Here is an 18,359-nt window from a genome sequence, read left to right as displayed (position 1 = left end):
TCCCCGCCTCGGCCCCCCTCGCGGGGCGGGCTTCGCCCGGACCGCTCCGCGGCCCAACCCCGAGTGAGTGTCGGCTCGCTTCGCTCCCCGGAACGCAGCGACCCCCGCCGGTCGGCCGGCGGGGGTCAGTGTGGGGGAGTGATTACGGCGTAATCATGCGGGCACTTCGAGTTCGAACGTCCGTTCGTCCGGGCGACGGAAGGTCTTCCCGCTCCACGGACGGGTCGTCAGCCCCTCCTCTGCCTGCTCCAAGATCACGTCGTACTCGGCAACGGCAGGGTCCAACTCCATCGCCTCGGTGAGCCTGTCGCGAAGCGCGCGGACCGTGTGGGGGTAGCCGCTCATGCTCCGTCCCACGGATCGTTGAAGTCCGCGTGGAACGGCTCGCCGTGGTAGCACTCGCCCTCGGGGCACCCCTTCTCGCAGAGCGATGTCGGCATGATGATCGGCTCGCGGGGCATGAACCGGCGCGCGTCGCTGCGCGTCCCCTGGGGGTCGGTCGCCACCTGGCCGGTGTCGGCGACCGCGGCGTAGCCGGCCCCGCACCGGAACGTCCAGCCGTCGGGCGCGCGCTCGAACCCTTCCGCTTCCGGCCAGACCTTCCGCGCGGCCTCGATCGCGGTTTGCTCGTTCATGATCCGTTCGCCTTTCGGGTCTCGTCCCGCAGCTGCTCCATGGCGCCGGGGTCCGGGATGAACGCGAGGGGGCCCCAGGTGCCGGCACCCTCGGACCGCTCACCCTGCCGGGTGGGCACTTCCTCGGGGACGTCGGTCATGACCTCGATCGCGCGGGTAGCCAGCTGGCCGGCCAGCTCTGCCGTGTCGACGTCGTCGCCGGCGTCGTCAAGGTAGGAGTCCAGCAGCCGTTCGAACGCGTTGCTCAGCGCGGTGTGGTCGCTGGCGTCGGCCGCGGCGTCGTCCCGGTCCATGATGTGCTGGAGCGCCATCGTGTAGGGGATGCCGGACCGGCGGGCCATGCCGCGGGCTTCCTTCTTCTGTAACCGGTGGGCTGTCAACGCTCCTCCTCCTGGACGTCGACGTAGAAGACCTGCCCGTCATCGAATTCCAGCCGGAGCGAGCCGGCCGGGTCCTTGTCACGGGGGCCACGGACGATGCGAGTGCCCTCGGTCTGGGTGCCGATGTCCTTCTCCAGCACCGCGTAGAGGATCGTCTCCAGGACGTCCAGGGTGATCCGGCGGTACCGGCCGCCAACGGCACGGAGCGGGGGAGTGGACTCGCCGGCCGGGCCGGTGTCCTTCTCCGGGACGTGCTTCCGCTCGTTGCCGGGCACAACGCCCGCCGTGATCGTGTCCAGCTCTTCGGCGGTGAACTTGCTCTGGACCACGCTCACCAGCTCGGGGATTGCGTCGAGCCAGAGGGTGCATGCGGCGGTGCTGCCGAGGGTGCCTCTTCCTCCGCGCAGGAGGATTTTCCCGATGGCCTGCTGCTGCGGGGTCTGCTTGGTCACTGGCCGGACCGCCATTCGTAGTCGCCGTGCCCGGTGCCGGCGTCGGTGTCGTGGTGGGGCACGGCGTACAGCTCGGGCACGGCGGTGAGCGCGGCCATCCGGCGGCCCACGGGCCCGTCAGCGTGGTCGGTGAGCAGCAGCGCGGAGTTGCCGGCGGCGTTGAGCGCGTCTTGGGTGGCCGCGGCGGGGTCCATGATGACGCGGACGGTGTTGTCCTCGTCCTCTACGAGTGCGACGGTCTCGACCAGCTCGGGGGCGGGGGTCTCCTCGACCCGGATACGGATGTGCCGGCGGGGGGGGAGGGGCGCCGCGGGGTCGAACGGATCGGCCGGCGGCGGCTGGTGGGAGAAACGGGCGAGTTCGCCATCATTCAGGGTGGTCATAGCCAACAACATAGCGAGCGGGGCCCGCAGGAGGTCCCCTTCCGGGGAAGTGATGAGCAGTTCTGCGTTGTCGCCGTTGGCTTCGAACTTGAGCTGCATTGGGTGCCTTTCCTTGGGGTGGTCTCCTGCATCTTATCTATGACTTCTAACAGTGGGAAGAGTGGATTCTCTCCGGAAACGCGGAAGGGGGCCCGGTGTCGGCCGGGCCCCCTTGTCGTGCCGATGACCACCCCTGGTCGACGGCACCGGACAGACTACTTGCCGGCGGGGTCCGGGGGGGTCTTCGCGCGCCTCTTGGCCATGCGCCACCGCCACTCGGTAGCGATGCCGCTCACGGCCAGCGGTACGCCGTACTGGATCATGCCGCTGATCTCGATAGGCAGTTCGCCGCTCGGGAACCACACCCGCTTGGCCAGCCACGCTACGAACGCCGTCGTACTCGCGATGAAGCCGACCAGCTGCACATCCGTCTTGGTGGCGTTGGCGGTCTCGGGCCGGGTGGTCGGGCTGTTGCTCACTTCTTCTCCAGGGCAGTCACCCGCGTCTCGACACTGGTCAGGCGCTTGTCGAGCGACGCGAGTGTGGGTGCGGCCGGGGCGCCGGCCGGGGGCTTGGGGAGGGTGACACCGGCCCATGCGCGCAGGGAGTTGATGTCGGCGAACTGGCCGACGTTCTGGTCGGTGCCGGCAGTGATGCCGTACTGGTGGAACGTCCAGGCGTGCTGGACCTTGGGGTGTCCGGCGGGGGAGTTGGGGTCGGCGATCCACAGACCGTCACCGCACTGGCTCGTCTTGTCCCGGTGCAGCCAGAAGTCCAGGTTGCAGTAGAGGACCACGCGGTGAGGGACCTTGGTCGCGCCCTTCAGCACGCGCAAGAACTGGTCCTTCTCTTCCGAGCTGGCCGCCTTGTCCGGCGGCTGCGGGGTCTCCCAGTCGCAGCCGAACATGTCGCCGGCCTGCTCGGGGGCCGTCTTGAGGAAGTGGGCCACCTGCGCGGCGATGCCGCCCGGGTGCAGGAAGTGGTAGAAGCCGACCACGGCGCCAGCCTTCCGCGCGGCGGCGGCCTGCGACGCCATGTGCGGGTTGACGTAGGTCAGTCCCTCGGTCGCCTTCACCCAAACGAACGAGTTACCGGCCACGGCGGGTGTCGGTGGCTGGTAACTCGCTACGTCGATTCCTCTAACGGTCATGTCTGCCCCCTTTTGTGTGATCCTCCAATGATCGCACGGGGGTACGACAGTTGACCGGTTTTTACGTCAAGCGCTCAACTTCTCGTCGTCAAGGGATTCGACGCTGAACAGATAGCCGAGCGTCGGGTCCTTCGCGGCCGGGACGAGGGTGCCGCGCTGCACGCGGGTGGTAACCGACTTGGCCTTGATGCCGAGCCGTTGAGCTACCTCCCGGGTGGTCAGCCACCCCTCGGGTACGACCGGTGCGGCCGGTGCTGCGGTGGGGTCCTCACGCAGTGCGGTGGGGGTGGCCGCGATGTGGAGCAGGTGCGCGAGCACGGCGGCCGGCACGCAGCTGGTGATGATGACCAGGGGGAGCGGCGGCCGGGGCGTCACGCTGACGTACCCGGTGGTGATCAGGTGTGCAGTCATCTGTGCGGCCATCGCCAGCACCAGCGACAGGCCCGCGCCGATCACCGCCGTCCAGCCTCCCGGGGTGCCCGGGCGCCGCTGGCCGGCGACCGCCGCGGCGATGCCCGCATACGCCGCGAGCACGGCAGCCATGCCCCACGCCAGGTTGGTAGACCAGCCCGCGGCCACCGCCAATTCGTGCTCGGCGGGGGCCCCCATCACCAGCACGGTGACCGCAACGACCGGCCGCCCGACCGAGATGAACGCCCGCACCCACAAGGGCGCTGCGGCCCTCCTGCGGCCCCTGCGGGGGCCCTGCGCCCTGTCCACCAGCGCCCGTACCCGCGACGGCTGCACGTCTCCGTCCAGGTCGTCCGCGACGCTTCTCTCCTGTAGTGCCATGCACGCTCCTCGGTCCTTGCCCGGTGACCGCCGGGCCGAAGGGATTCTGCCATGGGTCGACAACTGTCGCCCCCCTCTGTCGACATGGCGACAGACCTGCCTCAGCCGATGACGACCGTGTAGCTGGTGCCGGGGAACTCCCACGGTTCTGTCGTCTCCCCGAGGTCTGGTTCCAGCAGCTCGGCGACGAACTCCTCCTCGACGTCGTCGGGGTCCGGCTCACCATCGCGCCATAGGTCGCGGATGGTGTCCCAACTGCCCTGGCTCCCGTCGATGATGAGGGCGGCCGTGCCGCTGTTGCCGCCCCGCATCCGCTCGTCAGTGCCGACCTTCACGGTGCCGTGGATCCGGATGTCCTCACCCTCTACAAGCGCGGCGGGCCAGCGGCCGGCCATCCGCTCGTAGGCCGCAGCGATGCGGGCTTGCATCGCCGGCTGCGGGGTCTGTGTCTCCGACAGCCACCGCCGCAGGGTGCCGGCGGTGGCCGACACCCCGGCATCGGCGGCGGCCTGGTAGCCGCGGGGCGAGCTGGTGAGCTTGGTCAGCTGCGCGTGCCACCCCACTGCGGTGTAGCTGCGGTACTCGCCGCGGCGGTCGGTGCCGGCCGCCGCGGCGATCGCCGCGAGGATCGCTTCCCCGAGGCTGCCCCCGCTACCGCTGACGCTCACGACGCGGTACTCCCCTCAGCTTGAACTGCGCGTACGGCATGGGCGACATGACCTCTTCACCCGTCCGCAGCTTGATGGGCTTGTGCTTCACCTGGCCGAACCCCGGGCCGATCCGGTAGGGCTCGGGCACCCACAGCCGGTCCGTCTCGCCTGCCGGCATGACGAACACCGCCTCGTCGGTGTTGCCGAGGCTGAGCAGCCAGGCGCCCCCGGCGACCGCCTTGTCGGCCCGGTCCCAGTGCCGGATGGATGCTTCCGCCCGGATGCTGATGTTCCAGTCCGGCCGCCAGAACGGGGACCGCGCCTGCTTCGGCCACAGTCCGCGGATCGCGGTACTGATGGCTCGCTTCGCCTCGTCGCGGACCTCCTGCGGTTCGGACGCGGTCGCCTCGCGCAGCTGCTTCGCCCACCGATAGAACGGCTCGAACAGCGATGCGTTACGGCGGCCGGTCCAACTGTCGAGCACATCGAGCAGCTTCACGCGGCCAGCTGCCGCCAGCTTGTCCATGTGCTCGATGGCGGACGAGGTGATCCACACCGTCTCGCCGACCGCGCCGACCCTGCCGAGCGGGTGCGGGGTGCCTTCCTCGCGCCACTCGGGGATGACCACCTGGAAGATCCCGCCGCGCTGCCGCCGCTCGGCGACGTCGACACCGAGCGCGCCCGTGTGCGTGAGAGCGTTGGGCGCGACCGGCACCGAGCTGCAGGCGGACGGGAACGAGCCGTTGCGGTCGATGACCGCAATGAGCGCGTCGTCAGCCGGCACCGGGCCGGTCCACCCCTTCGACTGGTGGGCACCGTCCATCCTCTCGGACATCAGCGTCCAGGGCTTCCCCTCCCGCTCGGCTTTCACCACGCGGGGGAGCGGGTGCATCCGGGACCGCTGCTCGAACCCGCGCTTCATCTCGGCGAACGCCGGGAACCGGCGGGTCTCGGGGTGGTCGTGCTCCTCCTCCTGGTCCTCCTCCTGGTGCTCCGGCTCCTCGATGGCGGGGCCCGGCTGAGCAGGGATTTCCACGGTCGGAGTGCCGAGCCACGTGCGGGCCAGCTCTTCAACACCGGGGTCGGGGACGCACTGCGGGTGGGTGTCCTGGCCGCGCTCCACAACCGTCATCGGCTGGTCGCACAGCCTGCATTTCGGGTGGTCCGCGATGGTCAGCTGCGACAGCTCCCACCGGCCGCGCCGGTAGGCCGTGATCCCTTCCCGGCTCAGCCTGCGCAAGGCGGCCTTCAGCGTGTTCGGGTTGATGGTCGGCAGAGCGGCGCGCAGGTCGGCGGCGTCGCGGGGGCCGCGGCTGGTGAGCACGTCGACTACCGCCCGCTTGGTCCCGGTCAGCTGCGCCTGCGTCGGGGTGATCGCGTCGGTGAACGACCACCGGCCCTTGTCGTCCATTTCCAGCGCGTACCGGAAAGGGGCGTCCACGCGCACCTTCTCGCTGACCAGGAGGCATTCGTCGGGGTTGTCGGGGTTGGGGGTCAGCTTCATCACGGCGACCGCGCTGCCGGCGATGCCTGTCGAGCCAGACAGCTCGCCGGCCTTGTTGGTGTGGTGCACCGCGACGATGCAGACACCGTGTTGGAGAGCGAGGCGGTTCACCTGCCGCAGGCACCAGGCGTCCCACTCGTAGGCGTTGACGCCGTGCGGTTTCGAGCCGAGGAACAGCCGCAGGGTGTCGATCCGGACATAGCTGTACGGGCGGCCCTCCTGCTCGGCCTCGGTCAGCCGCTGGTCCAGGCGGGCCAGCTTCTCGGCCAGCTCGTGACCTGGCCACTCCGTCTCGTAGTCGATGTCGGCGGGCATCGGCCGGCCGTGGTCACTGGGGAGCAGGCCCCAGGGCGTGAGGGTCAGCGACCGCTCGGCCGCCAGGCGCATGTCTCCTTCGAGGTCCACCACCATGCAACGGTGGGGGCCCTCCGGCATCCAGTGCCCGAACGGCCGGCCGAACGCAAGGTGCTCCTCTACGGCAGCCTGGAGCATGGATTTTCCCAGGCCAGGGGCGGAGAACACGACGGACAGGCCGACGTAGAGCAGGCCGTCGAGCAACCGCGGGTGCTCGCCGAGGTCTGCGGTACGCGCCTCGGTGATGGTGAAACTCGTCGGTAGCTGGAGGGGGTCTACGGTTCTCATCACGGCTGGATTCCCCCCCTGGTGCGTGCTGCGTTGGTCATCCGGTGGCATACTGACCGGCGTTCCTCTTCTGCTGGAGGGTGGACGAATGCGGGGCCCGGTGGACGAGACCGGGCCCTTCGCACGTTTGGGGTAAAGCGAGCCTATGCGCTCATAGCGGCGCTGGGCTCGAACAGTGCAGGCTCGGCCCGTAGTTGGGCCAGCTCTTCGGCTATCGCCTCAAGCCCGCTAACCACGTCGCCATGGTTCGCCCCCGTTCGCAGCTCGGTGCCCGTGATGCTGACCAGCCCGCAGTCAGCCAGGGCGTGCGCCATCCGCTCCAGCTCGCTTCGCCGGCACCAGTAACCGGCGCCGACGTCCAGCACCACCGCCGATCGGGGGGAGATCGGTAGTGGGTTCCCACTCAAGATGTGACCAGCACGGATCTCACCGTAGCCGTCATGGGGAAGAGTTACCCGGAATACTGCACGAACGGTAAGGTTGTCCACGAGCACGCACGCTCCAATCAGATGGGCTCCGGTGACCGCCGGGGCCCATCGCTCATTCCGTGGGCTTGCCATCCGGCGGGGTGTCGTCGCGCGGCGGGGGGCTGATCATCACGTAGTCACGGCCGTAGCGGGTGATCATGATCGGCTCGCCTCGTGACACAACGCGCTCCAGGGTTTCCCCGACACGCTGCACAAACTGCCCGGACGGAAGTCTCTCCATAGACTTCACACTAGCCGAACAGTGCAGCTTTTCCTATCGCGGGTGATCACTCGTCGTCGTAGTGGTCGCCCATGAGCCGCGAGACCCTGCGCTTCCGTTTGGCCGGCGGGCCCGTGGGGGCCGGCGGGGTCGGCGGGGCCGGGGTGGTCTTCTTCGGCGGGGCCGGCGCGGTCCGCTTCTTCTTCAGGTCCTCGTTCTCAGCGCGCAGCCGCGCCAGCTCCGCCCGGTCCTTGACGATGTCGTCGTCGGGGGCCGGCGCCGGGGCGGGAGTCGGCGCGGGTGCCGGCGTCGGCTCGGGGGCGGGGGCGGGGGTCGGCTCGGGGGCGGGGGCGGGCGTCGGCTCGGGCGGAACGCTCATGCCGAGATCTCCTTCCAGTACGACAGCTCAGCGTCGAGTGCGCGGCGGCCTGCCCAGCGGGCTAGCCGCTGGTAGAACTCCATCGCGCCGTGGTACGCGACCGCCGCGGCCGGCACGTCGGTGCCGGCCGGGGCGGACGACCGCGCCGCGGCTGTGGCCAGAACCAGGCCCACAGTCACGACAACGATGGTCACGTGGTGTGGCTTCATCACGGTTGCGCCGGGGGCGGGTTGTCACCCGTCTGGGCGACGTCCTGCTCCTGGCCGTCGTCGGCGGCCGGCGCCTGGTCCTGCTTCTTCCACGGGGCCATGAACGCGTCCTCGGACACGATGATCTGCCCCTCGGTGGTGGTGAGCACGAACCCGGGCCCGGTGAATTCCTCGCCGGTCCACGCGCATTCGCGGGTCATCGGGGTCGGGTCTTCTTTCGCCATGGTCAGCCTTTCATGTGAGGTTGTGCAGCGGGATGGAACCGTTTATCAGATACTCGCAGTTGAGTGCGGCACTGAGCCCGGTCGGGGTCGGGAGGTTGAGATTCCCTGCCGTCGTGAGCATCGCCATACCTGACGAGAATGCGGCGGTGGTCGTGTTGTACTGCTGGACATAGATCGGCTGCTGGCTTTTCGGCCGGTAGCCGACCGACACATTCAGTACCGTCGCGGACGGGGCGGTGCCGGTCGTCGCCGTCTTGAATGCGCCGCTGAAACGCAGTTCGTCGCTTTCCGTCTTACGGATGCGGAGCGGGCCCCAGTTGGTGCCGCCGTGGAATGTGGTGGAGTCCATCCATTGCGTACTGGAATACGTCGGAGTCTGCCACTGCTCCAGGCTGTTACTGCCAGGCACGACCGCCGAAAGGGCGCCCACGCTCGCGTCGAAAGCCACGCCACCGGCAAGCTGGGTATTCAACAGGATGTGCTGGCCGACGTTGAAAAGCGATGCCGCCGGCGTGAGGAAACCGCCCCCCGCGTCGTACATGAACTGAATCATCGCTTCGCCGAACTGGATCGAGTGGGTGCCGTCGTCCACGTCGAAACTGGTAATGGTCCCGGCATCGTCGCCGATCGTCATCATCAGCTTGTCATCATCGTCGTACAGCGACATGGATTGGTCGTTGTTCTCATTGATGACGATGCGCCGGCCAGTGAGACCGGTCGCCAACATCGCAGCTATAAGGAACCCGCGGAACGTCCCGTTGTTGAATTCCGCGTCACCATTGGCGAAAATGCACCAGCCAGAAACACCGGCCACGTAGTCCTGCGACTGGATTTGCTCGCGGACCAGCACGGTGCCGGCCACGATGGGCGGGTCGAATTGGACGCTCACCACTGCTCCCCTGCAACTGTCATCGTCGCGACGTCCCCGAGCTGGCCGCCGCGCCACTCGCACTCCAGGACCTGCCCCCGGGTCAGCAGGATCGGGCTGGACGCCGCTCCGTTGGCGAAGCTGCCGTCATAGGTGATGCCCTTGCTCTCGGTGCCCAGCGTGAGCTGAGCGCGCGGTACAGGGGCCTTCCCGGGCCTGGTGGTCTGGAGGATCACGCCGGTGATGGACCAGTTGGCGGGGCCGGCCGATCCGGGACCGATCTCGGCCGTACCGTTCCCGTCCGCGTCCAGCTGCACCTCGACGCTTTTGCCGAGGGGTACCGGGTCAGCCACTGGTAGCCCAATTCTCAGTCCACACGCTCACGCTCACCGGCGTCACGGTATCCGCGATGACGAATACGCTGCACGTCGCCGTAATGCGGCGCGTACCGCCATCTTTGATTTTCGGCTGCTGCGGGGCGTCCTGCGCCGACAGCTCTTGGAATGCGACGCGCAGCGCGGCCCCATCCGCCTGTAGCTCGATGAATGCCCGGAAGGGGTCCGGCCAGCCGACCTGGACCCAATCCGAATTGTCGATGATGCGGCATCGGCCTGCCGCCGATTCGTTCGGGAGTGCCTTAGTCCGCACGGTGGTCGTGGTCTCCACCACGCACACCGGCACCGTCGCCAGCGGGGGGTCAGGCTCGTGTTGCAGGACCATATCCCGGTCCGGCTGGTAGCTGCCCTCACTCATGCCGTGCTCCCCTTCCCGCCTATTTTCCCGCGCAGTGCTTTACCGGCCATTCCCGAAATCTGTTTCAGCTCTTGATCGCGGACCACCATTACCAGGCCAGCGATAACGAGAGCGCCCCCGCCAATGACATACGAGATGCGCACCCAGTTGGACGCCTTCGACAGCCATTCCGCCGTCGACTTGATGAATCCGTACGTTCCCGTAATGGAGTCACCCAGACCGGCTACCGGATTGCCGCCCGTCACGAGGTCTTTCAGGAAGGGCTCGCCGGGAATGATCAGGTTGAAGGGGTCTTTGACGTCGTCCCAGAAATTCGCGGACTGCGCGGTCCCCGCCGGTGCGCCCGAATAGTATTTCTCGTAATCGCCGTTGGTGAATGTCGACCAGGCGCTGAAGTCGGTGCCGCCGTTCGACACGATGACCATGGCGTGCGCGTTCGTTTTCACATCGAACAGCTGGCTATTGCTGGTGATACCGAATTGCTTGCGCCGGGCCGGTCCGAGGTCGCCCTTCATGTTGATCTGCCACGGGCCGTAGGAATCGTCCAGGCCCGTCGTGTTGTGGGCGCTGGTCTCCCCCCTGCTCTCAGCCATGGCGACAGCCGCCGCGAGCGCGGGGTTACCGGCCCCCGCCGCGGCGGCGTACATCTGCAGCTGCGCCTGGCTGAGCTTCATCAGCGGTCGAACTCGCTGCCCGCGCTAGCGAACATCGTGTACGGCTCGGTGTCCTCGGGGGCCGGGCCCGCAGCCTCCGTGCCGGCCGCCATGGCGTCGCCCGGATCGAGGTACCGGCCGGCCGGGCTGTCGGTGTAGTTGCTGGTCCGGGACCAGACCGCCATGCCGACCACCGCCACCGCCCCCATCATCAGGATGGTGGGGTCATGGGCCAGGAGGCTGATACCCGACACGACACCGATGCTCATAGCGGTGGCGGTGCGCTCGCTCGCGTCGATGTCCTTGTTGCCGGCCGGCAGCGCGCGGATGTCCGCGTCGGGCGGGGTGGCGTTGGTGTGCATCGCGTACACCACACCCATGACCGCGAGACCGGCCATGATGCTGAACTCGGGCTTGAGAGCCATGGGTCACTTCGCTTTCGTCTTGGTGGCGACGCTGGCCGACTTGGCACTGAGCGCGTTGCCGGGGCCGATGGCCTGAATCTGGTACGTGTACCGGGTGTTGGGCTTCAGGCCCGAGCGGGTCATGAACGTGCCCTGCGTCTGGCCGACGTCGTGCCCGTTCTCATACACGTGATAGCCGGTCGCCTGCGCCTCGCTGGTGCCCCACAGCACCCGCAGGCCGGTCGCGCCGACGTTGCTCACCGAGGGGCGGCCGGGGGTCTTCATCTTGGGCCTGGCCGTGGTGATGCTGACCGCGTTCGACTTCGGGCCGATGTTCCCCGAGCTCGTGTGCGCGGCTACCTGGAAGGTGTACGCCGTGCCCGGCTGGAGACCCCCGACCGTGCCCGACGTGCCGAACGCCTCGCTTGCGGGCGCCTCGTCACCACTCCGGTAGATCCGGTAGCCGTCCGCGCCGGGGACCGCGCCCCAGGACAGATGGACGGTGGTGGAGTTGGTAGCGGCGCCGGACAGGCCCGTGGGTGCCACGGTGATAGTCGAGTCCCCGCCGGACACGATGGGGTGGTTGCCCTCCGGCGGGTAGCCGGCTACCGCGATCGCGGCCTGGACGATGCTGACCTGGTCGGCCGTCAGCGCCTTGCCGGCCAGGAAGTACCCGAGGTCGGTCAGCACGGTGACGTAGCTGGTGTCGCCGTCCATGCTGAGCTGCGTCGCGGCGTACTGCGTCCACTGGGAGTTGGTGGTGCCGGTGAAGCCGTAGGAGGAGGTGTCGCCCCCGGTGTCGTCGGGGATGCCCACCGCGTCGTCGTAGGCGCCCGGGACGGTCGGTAGGGCGCCAGGGTCGGAGAACCCGTCATCGGCCGCGGTGGTGTCGTCTGCCGGCATCTGGCTGGCCGTGTACCACCGCCACCCGATGTAGAGCGCCCCGCCCACCCCGATGATGATCACCGGGGTTTTCGGGACGTGCCCCAGCTTGGGCACGTTGATCTGTTCCATCACATCCGCCCGTCGTCGACGAAGTCGGAGACCGGTGCCGGCACGTCGGTGGCCTGCTCGTAGTCGGTCATGACCGTCTCGGTCGGCAGGCTGAAGAAGCTCGGGGTCTGGAACGTCGGCAGCTGCCAGCGGGCCGTGCCCGAACTCGCCGGCGTGTACGGCGCCGGGTCCTCCACGTTCGGCTTGTCCACGGGGAACTGCGGCTCCAGCCCGGTGTAGGCCCGCAGCTCCGCGTCCTGGCCGAACTTGCCCATGGGGTACTCGTACAGACCCCAGTCCTCGATGCGCGTCCCCAGCCGGTAGCGACCATTGCCGCCCTCCTCCTGGCCGTAGACCTCCGTCACGCCGTTGGTCTGGTCGTACGAGTTGCGGCCCATGACCAGGTACGCCATGTCGTCCGAGACCGTCGAGCCCGCGTTCTGCGGGCTGTTGCCCTGGACGTACGCAATGTGCTGGCCCTGCGTGGCGTGCTTGTACGGCACGTAGGTGTCCGGGCGGAACAGCTGCACGGCGTGCGCGGCCATGAGCCGGGCCTGCCACGCAATGTCGCGCTGCCACCGGTGGACGTTGCTCGGCACCGGGCGCTCGAACTCGCCGGCGTGCGTGATCGGCGCGTCGCGCATCTCGGTGTACGCGCTGGCATCCTGCGGCGACCACACGTCGCCGGTCTGCGCCGGCGGGGTCTCCGGGACCGGCTGGAACGGGTCCGGGTCCGGGTCGGGGTGCTCGTGCCGCGGGTCGACACCGGGGACCGGCGGCCGGGACGCGAAGTGCGCGGACGCACTACGGAGCAGAGCACCGCTGTAGGCAGCCATCCGGCCCCTCCTCTCAATATATATTAGGTAAACGCCCTGGTCAGCCGCGTCCCTGCGCCGTCTTCTGCCACTGCGAGATGCCGCCAAAGATCGCCTTGGTCACGCCTGCGGTCTGGCTGCTCTTCGCGACCAGCACCGACACCATGCCGGTGATCGCGAAGATTGTGCCGATCTTCTGAAATGCGTTCATGCCTGGATGTCACCTCCCTTCGGTCCACTCGCGCCGCCGGACCCGGTGGAGTTCCACCAGCTCACGGCAGACTCGGCCGGCGACGGCACTGTGGCCTGAACCCGGGTCAGCGTCACCGCGACCAGGCCCGTGTAGGCCAGCATCTTCGCGCCGTCCATCCACACCCGCTCGAAGCCGCTGAAAGCGACCGCGAGCAGGCCCGTAGCGATCGGCACCCGCCAGTCGAGCGGCTTGCCGTGGAACACGGTCTGGTTCGCGATGGTGATCAGGCCCATGGCCAGCACGGGCCCCGTGGTCGCGCTCATGCCGCGATCGCCCCCGCGCTGCTGCTGCCGCCGTACCGCCGCGGCACCCAGCCGGTCTGGCCGTACATGATGTTGTCGATGGTGTCGACCTTGACGTTGACGCCGGTCCGCTGCTGGCCGATGGCGTAGCCGCCACCCATAGCGATCGCGATGTGCCCAGTCCCGCAGAGCAGGTCACCGATCACGATGTCGGAGCGGCTGACCGTGGTCAGCGCCCGCCAGGTCCGGTACGACATCGTCACGCTGGCCCCGGGCGGGGTGATCCCGCAGTCCTTCAGCACCTTGCCCACGAACGACGAACAGTCGCTGAAGCCATCGGCCCAGCGCTTGCTCTGGCTGTAGACCTCACCGCCGCGGTTGAGCGCGGCCTGGACGAACTCCGGGTGGCCGGCACCGCCGGCACCGGTGAAGCTGGCCTGCGTCGGGGTCGCCGCGGCCGTGGTCGACGCAGTCGACACCGGCGTGGGCCGGCCCGTGCTGAGGTCCCGGAGCGCCTGGACAGGCGACGCACCGGTGAACCCGGCGAACACGATCACTCCGCCCACCGCCGCGACGCCCACCGCTACTCCGGAGATAGCCATCTCAGACCTTGCTCATGACCTTGGGCACGACGAGGTAGCCGATCACGATGCCGACCGCGAGGGTGCTCAGCGGCTTGAAATACTTCATGGGTGCTCCTGCTCCTGGTGCTCGATGTGGGACGGGAAAGCGGCTGGTCAGCCGCTAGTCGACTGCGGGTTCTGGCGAGCGAGTGCCGCGTTCCCCCAGAACATGACCTCTTCGAGGTGCGTCATCATCAGGACCTTCTCGCGCCCATCCGGGACCTTCTCGTTGAGGAAGTCGGCCAGCTGCCGGCACGACTGCCGGACGGAGGTGTGAGCGTCGCGCTTCTCCTCAGTCGGGGCGGCGTGAAAAGCGAATCGGTTCTCGATGTCCAGGGGGTCCATGTCGCTCCTCAGCGGCTGGTGAGGGCCTTGTTCTGGCCGCCGGGCGGGCGCACGAAGTTGTAGTAGGTCGTGAGCTTGCTGGTGCCCGAACCGCCGATGACGCCGCGGAACCCGAGGGTGTCCGCCGCGCTGACGGACAGGTACTTGTAGCGGTCCTCCGAGCCTGCCTTCAGACCGTGGTCCGTGATGAAGGGCAGCGTGAACCAGCCGTTCTCCCTGCCGCCCGGGGTCTCGATGGCCTGGATGTAGCCGTAGTCGCGCTCCATCTTGCGCACCCACGTGGTCTTGGCCCGGTCGTAGGGGACGTCGTTGTTGAAGAACACCTGCGCCGGGTCGGGCCAGTTGCTCTCACCGCCGGAGCGGGAGCCGGAGGAGTCCACCAGGGAGAACGACAGGGTCCGGTACAGCCCCTCCATCTGTGACAGCTCCTCGTCAAAGCTGCCCGCGACCGCCGGCATCGTGTTCCGCCGGAGGTACAGCACCGCACCCAACCCGGGCGGGGTCGTCACGGTGGCGTTCTTCTGCGCGTCCCGGCCGGCACTGGACCGGTAGGCGTCCTGGTGGATCGTCATCTTCATCGTCACGGCGTTGGTCGGTGCCGTGCTGTAGATGTCGGTGCTGGCCGCCGCGGACACGTCCAGGGCGTACGCGTTGTTCGAGTTGGTGTTGGGCAGCGGGCCCAGCGGCTCACGGCGGACGAACTGGATCGGCAGGTGCAACACCATGGTGAAGCTGCCGGCGGTCGCGCCGCTGCCGGTGGTCGCCGAGTAGGTCTGCGACTGGCGGACGTCGTCGCTGAAGCTGAAGCCGCCCCACTTGACGAACTGCGACAGCTCCCAGCTGTTCATGGGGCCGATGACAGGCTGGCCGCCGGTGTCGCTGATCTGCAAGTAGCCGGCGGCACCGAGCGGCATGTTCTCCTTGAATGCCACAGTGGCCGCGTTGGTCGCGGTGACCGCCGTGAACGTCAGGAAGAAGTCGGCGAGAAAGCCGTTCGTACGGATGTTGTAGGTCTTGTACGGCAGCGCGCCGGCCCCGAGGGTGACCTGATCCGAGTAGGTGTGGGTCTCCAGGTCCACCGTGCCGGTGAAAAAGGGCCGCAGCGCCGGAGCGGGCGCGGAACCCTTCTTCGCCGGAGCTTTGGTGGCCGCCTGCGGCTGCGCGGTGGCGGTCGCCATAGCGCCTCCAATCGTGGAATGGGCAGAGATACGTGGAATGCATGATGGGGCATTCCCCGCGCATTGTCCATTCCTCTTTTCACACAGCTTCTACGATGCACATAGTTCTTTTATCGCGGTTGATGTAGAGGAATTCATACTGTTCTAGGTTGGCCACGATGTGTTTCACCAAGTCCTTATCGACGTTGGCGCCGATATCACCCATCTTCTTCTGCGCTGCCTCGGTGGTGTCGTTGCCCAGGAAGATGTGATGAGCCTGGTAAGACCACATCGAGATGTACGCGGCCCGCTGTGAAGCCACCCACAGACCACAGTGCATGGACCGGCCCTTGGTGTGGACCGTGCGGATTTCCTTCTTCAGGCCGTGCGCGGGGAGTTCGTTCTCCAGCGAGTACGTTTCATCGCCGAAGATGATCCACTCACCGCGCTTGTAGCACCACCGGATGCACTGGCCGAAGATGACTTTCTGGGCTGCCTCGTCGCGGTCGATGTCGAAAGACGCGGAAGGCCAGAGCGCGTACCCGGAAGGCTTGGTCACCCGCCGCACGTAAGGCGTGGGTGGCCAACGCCGAACGGTGCGCCACTTGTTCTTTTTCACCAGCCGCGAGACCGTCTCGTCTCGCGGCTTCATCACCAGAACCACCGCTGGAAGTTCCGGTTTAGCGGTGACTTCCAGCAATTCGTAGCCGAGCTGCGTCTTACCACCGCCGGAAGGGGCCAGGATCGTCACGTGTTCCCCGACACCGTAATCCCAGACCTCATCAATGAACTCCCGGCGGCCGTACCGCACCACGTCCACGTCGGGAATGCGGCTCCTCACGCCACATCACTCGCGTACGCGTACTCAGCCCACCCGTTCTCTGCGGTCGGCTCGACCCGGACCGCCCCGTGCGGCTCGTCCTCGACGTCGCCCTGGCGGTACGGCTCCTGCTCCTGGTCGTCGTCCACGCTGCCACCGGACATCATTTGTTCGATCATGTCCTCGGTCAGGCCCGCCTCGGCCGCCTGCCGCTCGATCTCCCGCGCGAACTGCACCGCCCGGAGCGGGCCCATCTTCCGCGCGGCGCCGGCCAGCTGCGGGGAAGGGTTCTGCCAGTTGCTCACCAGCGACTTCGCCAGCTGGCCGGCCACCTTGAAAGCCGCGAGGTACGGCAGCGCGTCGCCGGTCTTCTCCAGCCACCCCAGCAGCCCAGGCTTATCCACCGCCAGACCGGTCAGCACGTCCGCGATGGGGTCGACGTGCGCACCCACAATGATCACGCTGCCCTGCGCCGCCATCTGCCGGCGTTCCCCCCACTTCCGGGCGAACATCGGCGAGCTGGTGGCCAGCGCGGCTGGCGTCAGCAGCATGTCCGACAGCTCACGGAGCGCCTGCTTCTGCGCGGCCCGCTTGCCCTTGTCCCCCTCACTCGAGACCGGCGACGCCGCGGCGGCGGCCTCCGACTTCTTCGGCGGGGCCGGCGCCCGACCCCGGTTGCTCTTCTTCGGCACACCATCCTGGCGGTACCCGTAGGGCGCCAGCGGTTTCCCGAACTCGTCCCGCCCGTGCGGCGCCAGCTCGTCCACGTCATCCGACATAGTTCATCCCCCTGAACATTTCCGGGAGCCCGCGCGCGGCGGTGTCCCCGCCGGCCAGCTCCAGGCGGTGAGGCAGGATCGCCTCTTCCTCGCTGAACACCACGCCGGCCTTCCTGGCCTGCCTCGCGTAGATCAGCACCGTCCACGCCTCGCGCAGACCGATGCCGCCGACGTGCAACTTGACGTAGAAGCACCAGGGGTCGTTCACCTGGTGCCGGGCCGCGTCCCGCCGGGTGTCGTACAAGACGCCGTCCGACCGGCCGTCAGACAGCCGCACCGCGATGAAGTGCCCGTGCGCCTCATCCCCGAGCGCGGACAGGTGGAGCTCCACCGCCTCCTGGAGGCGTTTCGCCGCGTCTATCTCCTCGTTCGTCGCCAGGAGGAAGTCAGCCGGCATGTCCGCACCCCTTGTGACCAGCGCTTATGTAAGCGCCAACGCTGAAGGCCAGGGCCAGGAGGGAAACCGCCGAAACCGCGATAAGAGCCACCGTGGCCCACTCGGTCGTCTCGATAACGCGGTGGCTCGCGTCGCTGACGTCGGTCAGCGCGTCACCCGCACGCTCACGTAGTCGTTTCATGGTCAAAATCTACGCCCTTAAGACGCTTGATGTCGAGATTCTTCACGTCGAGAGACTTAGGTAGAAGAACCTCGACATCAAGACATAGCGCCGCGACCGCGCTACCGTGGACAGGCAGGCCGCCGGCCCGCGCCCGTGGACTTCCCCAAGCCGCGGAAGACGCGACGACCCCGCCCCCACCCCCCCGGGCGGGGTCGTCGCGTACCCACCCCACAACACCGGTTGATCCACTACAGTGGGCCCCAGCTTCACCGCGAAACCCCGTCCTCGGACGGGGTTTTCGTCGTTTTCAGCCCCAGGGTGCACCGGGTGCACCGGGTGCACCGGGTGCATCGGGTGCACCGGGTGCAGCACTCGGGGCTAAAGATTCGAATCGTGTTCGACGGAAAGTAGGACAGATGGACCAGATTCAAGAGCTGATCGAGCAGGCGGAACAGCGGCTTCAGGAAGCCGGCTCCCAGCACACGTTCGGGTTCCTGGACGATGACGGGCTGATGCTGTACGGCGTCCTGGCCGCCACCACCGCCATAGCCCGCATGCTGCACGACCAGACCCCCGAGCCGAGCCCGGGGCCGACCCCCGAGGGCCTGCCCGCGCCCGCGCCCGCGTCGGTGGCCGGCCGATGACCCTTGCCAACCTGGCCTCTGCGGGGGCCGGCATCCTCGTCGGGTACGCCGCCCTGCCGCACGCCATCGCCCGGGTCTTCCGCACCCGCACCCCGGACACCGAGAGCAGCGACCGAGCCCTACTCGACTGGGCCCGCACGCACCGACTCGTCTTCCGCGACACCCTCGGCCGGCCGATCCTGGATATGCAGCTGGACCTGATTCAGCCCTTCACCGCGGGTCAGGACGTAACCGAGCTGATGCCCGGACTCACCCTCGAAGCCGCAGAAAACACCAAGACGTTCATCGTCCCCCAACCCACCGCGCCCGCCGCGAGATGCACGA

31 protein-coding genes are annotated in these 18,359 nt (G+C 68.0%); 2 read left to right on the top strand and 29 right to left on the bottom strand.

Features of this window, described 5'->3' with window-relative positions:
• Positions 1-153 precede the first annotated feature (153 nt).
• From GA0115240_RS02605 to GA0115240_RS02480, 29 genes are all read right to left on the bottom strand, one after another.
• Entirely contained in the window at positions 154-345 is a 192-nt protein-coding gene (locus GA0115240_RS02605) for a hypothetical protein (RefSeq protein ID WP_093735016.1), read from the bottom strand.
• Positions 342-635 (bottom strand): hypothetical protein, encoded by a 294-nt coding sequence (locus GA0115240_RS02600; protein ID WP_093735015.1) that lies wholly within the window; start codon positions 633-635, stop codon positions 342-344. Before GA0115240_RS02600 ends, GA0115240_RS02605 begins: the two co-directional genes overlap by 4 nt.
• Positions 632-976: a hypothetical protein gene (locus GA0115240_RS02595; protein WP_093735014.1), complete on the bottom strand. Its 345-nt coding sequence runs from the start codon at positions 974-976 to the stop codon at positions 632-634. Before GA0115240_RS02595 ends, GA0115240_RS02600 begins: the two co-directional genes overlap by 4 nt.
• Before the next feature lie 35 nt (positions 977-1,011).
• On the bottom strand, positions 1,012-1,467 hold the full coding sequence (locus tag GA0115240_RS02590) for a hypothetical protein (protein WP_141708694.1): 456 nt from the start codon (positions 1,465-1,467) through the stop codon (positions 1,012-1,014).
• The gene (locus GA0115240_RS02585; protein ID WP_141708693.1) at positions 1,464-1,850 is read right to left on the bottom strand and encodes a hypothetical protein; all 387 of its coding nucleotides are present in this window, start codon (positions 1,848-1,850) and stop codon (positions 1,464-1,466) included. Before GA0115240_RS02585 ends, GA0115240_RS02590 begins: the two co-directional genes overlap by 4 nt.
• Before the next feature lie 254 nt (positions 1,851-2,104).
• Positions 2,105-2,368 carry a hypothetical protein gene (locus tag GA0115240_RS02580; RefSeq protein WP_093735011.1) on the bottom strand — a complete coding sequence of 88 codons (264 nt, stop codon included), beginning with the start codon at positions 2,366-2,368 and terminating at the stop codon, positions 2,105-2,107.
• Positions 2,365-3,039: a glycoside hydrolase family 25 protein gene (locus GA0115240_RS02575; RefSeq protein ID WP_093735010.1), complete on the bottom strand. Its 675-nt coding sequence runs from the start codon at positions 3,037-3,039 to the stop codon at positions 2,365-2,367. The genes GA0115240_RS02580 and GA0115240_RS02575 overlap by 4 nt, the downstream gene beginning before the upstream one ends.
• Positions 3,040-3,105: 66 nt before the next feature.
• A complete protein-coding gene (locus GA0115240_RS02570; RefSeq protein WP_141708692.1) occupies positions 3,106-3,831 on the bottom strand; it encodes a helix-turn-helix domain-containing protein in 726 nt (241 codons plus the stop codon).
• Positions 3,832-3,932: 101 nt separating this feature from the next.
• A complete protein-coding gene (locus tag GA0115240_RS02565; RefSeq protein ID WP_093735008.1) occupies positions 3,933-4,499 on the bottom strand; it encodes a hypothetical protein in 567 nt (188 codons plus the stop codon).
• Complete coding sequence (locus tag GA0115240_RS02560; RefSeq protein ID WP_161301980.1) at positions 4,483-6,627, bottom strand: AAA family ATPase; 2,145 nt, start codon at positions 6,625-6,627, stop codon at positions 4,483-4,485. The genes GA0115240_RS02565 and GA0115240_RS02560 overlap by 17 nt, the downstream gene beginning before the upstream one ends.
• Before the next feature lie 143 nt (positions 6,628-6,770).
• On the bottom strand, positions 6,771-7,121 hold the full coding sequence (locus GA0115240_RS36015) for a hypothetical protein (RefSeq protein WP_141708691.1): 351 nt from the start codon (positions 7,119-7,121) through the stop codon (positions 6,771-6,773).
• A gap of 260 nt (positions 7,122-7,381) precedes the next feature.
• A complete protein-coding gene (locus GA0115240_RS36585; protein WP_202450957.1) occupies positions 7,382-7,693 on the bottom strand; it encodes a hypothetical protein in 312 nt (103 codons plus the stop codon).
• Entirely contained in the window at positions 7,690-7,872 is a 183-nt protein-coding gene (locus GA0115240_RS36000) for a hypothetical protein (RefSeq protein WP_141708690.1), read from the bottom strand. Before GA0115240_RS36000 ends, GA0115240_RS36585 begins: the two co-directional genes overlap by 4 nt.
• Before the next feature lie 29 nt (positions 7,873-7,901).
• Entirely contained in the window at positions 7,902-8,126 is a 225-nt protein-coding gene (locus tag GA0115240_RS35995) for a hypothetical protein (RefSeq protein WP_141708689.1), read from the bottom strand.
• 10 nt (positions 8,127-8,136) lie between these two features.
• Positions 8,137-9,015: a hypothetical protein gene (locus tag GA0115240_RS02545; RefSeq protein WP_093735004.1), complete on the bottom strand. Its 879-nt coding sequence runs from the start codon at positions 9,013-9,015 to the stop codon at positions 8,137-8,139.
• The gene (locus GA0115240_RS02540; RefSeq protein WP_093735003.1) at positions 9,012-9,347 is read right to left on the bottom strand and encodes a hypothetical protein; all 336 of its coding nucleotides are present in this window, start codon (positions 9,345-9,347) and stop codon (positions 9,012-9,014) included. The genes GA0115240_RS02545 and GA0115240_RS02540 overlap by 4 nt, the downstream gene beginning before the upstream one ends.
• Positions 9,340-9,747 carry a hypothetical protein gene (locus tag GA0115240_RS02535; protein WP_093735002.1) on the bottom strand — a complete coding sequence of 136 codons (408 nt, stop codon included), beginning with the start codon at positions 9,745-9,747 and terminating at the stop codon, positions 9,340-9,342. The genes GA0115240_RS02540 and GA0115240_RS02535 overlap by 8 nt, the downstream gene beginning before the upstream one ends.
• Positions 9,744-10,421, bottom strand: a complete 678-nt coding sequence (locus GA0115240_RS02530) for a hypothetical protein (RefSeq protein ID WP_093735001.1) — start codon at positions 10,419-10,421, stop codon at positions 9,744-9,746. Before GA0115240_RS02530 ends, GA0115240_RS02535 begins: the two co-directional genes overlap by 4 nt.
• On the bottom strand, positions 10,421-10,825 hold the full coding sequence (locus tag GA0115240_RS02525; RefSeq protein WP_093735000.1) for a hypothetical protein: 405 nt from the start codon (positions 10,823-10,825) through the stop codon (positions 10,421-10,423). The genes GA0115240_RS02530 and GA0115240_RS02525 overlap by 1 nt, the downstream gene beginning before the upstream one ends.
• Before the next feature lie 3 nt (positions 10,826-10,828).
• Positions 10,829-11,818, bottom strand: a complete 990-nt coding sequence (locus GA0115240_RS02520) for a fibronectin type III domain-containing protein (RefSeq protein WP_093734999.1) — start codon at positions 11,816-11,818, stop codon at positions 10,829-10,831.
• A complete protein-coding gene (locus GA0115240_RS02515; RefSeq protein WP_093734998.1) occupies positions 11,818-12,633 on the bottom strand; it encodes a hypothetical protein in 816 nt (271 codons plus the stop codon). Before GA0115240_RS02515 ends, GA0115240_RS02520 begins: the two co-directional genes overlap by 1 nt.
• 40 nt (positions 12,634-12,673) lie before the next feature.
• A complete protein-coding gene (locus GA0115240_RS36580; protein WP_161301978.1) occupies positions 12,674-12,823 on the bottom strand; it encodes a hypothetical protein in 150 nt (49 codons plus the stop codon).
• A complete protein-coding gene (locus tag GA0115240_RS02510) occupies positions 12,820-13,128 on the bottom strand; it encodes a hypothetical protein (protein WP_141708688.1) in 309 nt (102 codons plus the stop codon). Before GA0115240_RS02510 ends, GA0115240_RS36580 begins: the two co-directional genes overlap by 4 nt.
• Positions 13,125-13,709: an NlpC/P60 family protein gene (locus GA0115240_RS02505; protein ID WP_141708687.1), complete on the bottom strand. Its 585-nt coding sequence runs from the start codon at positions 13,707-13,709 to the stop codon at positions 13,125-13,127. The genes GA0115240_RS02510 and GA0115240_RS02505 overlap by 4 nt, the downstream gene beginning before the upstream one ends.
• Positions 13,710-13,844: 135 nt before the next feature.
• On the bottom strand, positions 13,845-14,075 hold the full coding sequence (locus tag GA0115240_RS02500; RefSeq protein WP_093734995.1) for an Acb2/Tad1 domain-containing protein: 231 nt from the start codon (positions 14,073-14,075) through the stop codon (positions 13,845-13,847).
• An 8-nt stretch (positions 14,076-14,083) separates the two neighbouring features.
• A complete protein-coding gene (locus GA0115240_RS02495; protein WP_093734994.1) occupies positions 14,084-15,253 on the bottom strand; it encodes a hypothetical protein in 1,170 nt (389 codons plus the stop codon).
• A gap of 79 nt (positions 15,254-15,332) precedes the next feature.
• Positions 15,333-16,052, bottom strand: coding sequence for a hypothetical protein (locus tag GA0115240_RS02490; protein ID WP_093734993.1), 720 nt, complete (start codon positions 16,050-16,052; stop codon positions 15,333-15,335).
• Between the two features lie 17 nt (positions 16,053-16,069).
• On the bottom strand, positions 16,070-16,831 hold the full coding sequence (locus tag GA0115240_RS02485; protein ID WP_141708686.1) for a hypothetical protein: 762 nt from the start codon (positions 16,829-16,831) through the stop codon (positions 16,070-16,072).
• The gene (locus GA0115240_RS02480; protein ID WP_093734991.1) at positions 16,821-17,228 is read right to left on the bottom strand and encodes a hypothetical protein; all 408 of its coding nucleotides are present in this window, start codon (positions 17,226-17,228) and stop codon (positions 16,821-16,823) included. The genes GA0115240_RS02485 and GA0115240_RS02480 overlap by 11 nt, the downstream gene beginning before the upstream one ends.
• 579 nt (positions 17,229-17,807) lie before the next feature.
• Between GA0115240_RS02480 and GA0115240_RS02475 the strand changes: the two genes are divergently transcribed.
• Together GA0115240_RS02475 and GA0115240_RS02470 are read left to right on the top strand one after the other, a co-directional pair.
• Positions 17,808-18,035: a hypothetical protein gene (locus GA0115240_RS02475; protein ID WP_093734990.1), complete on the top strand. Its 228-nt coding sequence runs from the start codon at positions 17,808-17,810 to the stop codon at positions 18,033-18,035.
• Positions 18,032-18,359, top strand: a 328-nt coding sequence (locus tag GA0115240_RS02470; RefSeq protein WP_202450956.1) for a hypothetical protein, incomplete at its 3' end; no start/stop codon positions are given. The genes GA0115240_RS02475 and GA0115240_RS02470, both read left to right, overlap by 4 nt.

The sequence above is a fragment of the Streptomyces sp. DvalAA-14 genome (assembly GCF_900091855.1).
Lineage (GTDB): Bacteria > Actinomycetota > Actinomycetes > Streptomycetales > Streptomycetaceae > Actinacidiphila.
The sequence above is the reverse complement of the archived record's forward strand: the minus strand, read 5'-3'. Positions and strand labels throughout refer to the sequence as shown.

Coding starts and splice junctions, on each gene's coding strand:
- GA0115240_RS02605 (WP_093735016.1), bottom strand. CDS start 345: ATGAGCGGCTACCCCCACACGGTCCGCGCGCTTCGCGACAGGCTCACC.
- GA0115240_RS02600 (WP_093735015.1), bottom strand. CDS start 635: ATGAACGAGCAAACCGCGATCGAGGCCGCGCGGAAGGTCTGGCCGGAA.
- GA0115240_RS02595 (WP_093735014.1), bottom strand. CDS start 976: ATGGCCCGCCGGTCCGGCATCCCCTACACGATGGCGCTCCAGCACATC.
- GA0115240_RS02585 (WP_141708693.1), bottom strand. CDS start 1,850: ATGACCACCCTGAATGATGGCGAACTCGCCCGTTTCTCCCACCAGCCG.
- GA0115240_RS02575 (WP_093735010.1), bottom strand. CDS start 3,039: ATGACCGTTAGAGGAATCGACGTAGCGAGTTACCAGCCACCGACACCC.
- GA0115240_RS02570 (WP_141708692.1), bottom strand. CDS start 3,831: ATGGCACTACAGGAGAGAAGCGTCGCGGACGACCTGGACGGAGACGTG.
- GA0115240_RS02560 (WP_161301980.1), bottom strand. CDS start 6,627: ATGAGAACCGTAGACCCCCTCCAGCTACCGACGAGTTTCACCATCACC.
- GA0115240_RS36585 (WP_202450957.1), bottom strand. CDS start 7,693: ATGAGCGTTCCGCCCGAGCCGACGCCCGCCCCCGCCCCCGAGCCGACC.
- GA0115240_RS35995 (WP_141708689.1), bottom strand. CDS start 8,126: ATGGCGAAAGAAGACCCGACCCCGATGACCCGCGAATGCGCGTGGACC.
- GA0115240_RS02535 (WP_093735002.1), bottom strand. CDS start 9,747: ATGAGTGAGGGCAGCTACCAGCCGGACCGGGATATGGTCCTGCAACAC.
- GA0115240_RS02530 (WP_093735001.1), bottom strand. CDS start 10,421: ATGAAGCTCAGCCAGGCGCAGCTGCAGATGTACGCCGCCGCGGCGGGG.
- GA0115240_RS02525 (WP_093735000.1), bottom strand. CDS start 10,825: ATGGCTCTCAAGCCCGAGTTCAGCATCATGGCCGGTCTCGCGGTCATG.
- GA0115240_RS02520 (WP_093734999.1), bottom strand. CDS start 11,818: ATGGAACAGATCAACGTGCCCAAGCTGGGGCACGTCCCGAAAACCCCG.
- GA0115240_RS02515 (WP_093734998.1), bottom strand. CDS start 12,633: ATGGCTGCCTACAGCGGTGCTCTGCTCCGTAGTGCGTCCGCGCACTTC.
- GA0115240_RS36580 (WP_161301978.1), bottom strand. CDS start 12,823: ATGAACGCATTTCAGAAGATCGGCACAATCTTCGCGATCACCGGCATG.
- GA0115240_RS02510 (WP_141708688.1), bottom strand. CDS start 13,128: ATGAGCGCGACCACGGGGCCCGTGCTGGCCATGGGCCTGATCACCATC.
- GA0115240_RS02505 (WP_141708687.1), bottom strand. CDS start 13,709: ATGGCTATCTCCGGAGTAGCGGTGGGCGTCGCGGCGGTGGGCGGAGTG.
- GA0115240_RS02500 (WP_093734995.1), bottom strand. CDS start 14,075: ATGGACCCCCTGGACATCGAGAACCGATTCGCTTTTCACGCCGCCCCG.
- GA0115240_RS02495 (WP_093734994.1), bottom strand. CDS start 15,253: ATGGCGACCGCCACCGCGCAGCCGCAGGCGGCCACCAAAGCTCCGGCG.
- GA0115240_RS02485 (WP_141708686.1), bottom strand. CDS start 16,831: ATGTCGGATGACGTGGACGAGCTGGCGCCGCACGGGCGGGACGAGTTC.
- GA0115240_RS02480 (WP_093734991.1), bottom strand. CDS start 17,228: ATGCCGGCTGACTTCCTCCTGGCGACGAACGAGGAGATAGACGCGGCG.
- GA0115240_RS02475 (WP_093734990.1), top strand. CDS start 17,808: ATGGACCAGATTCAAGAGCTGATCGAGCAGGCGGAACAGCGGCTTCAG.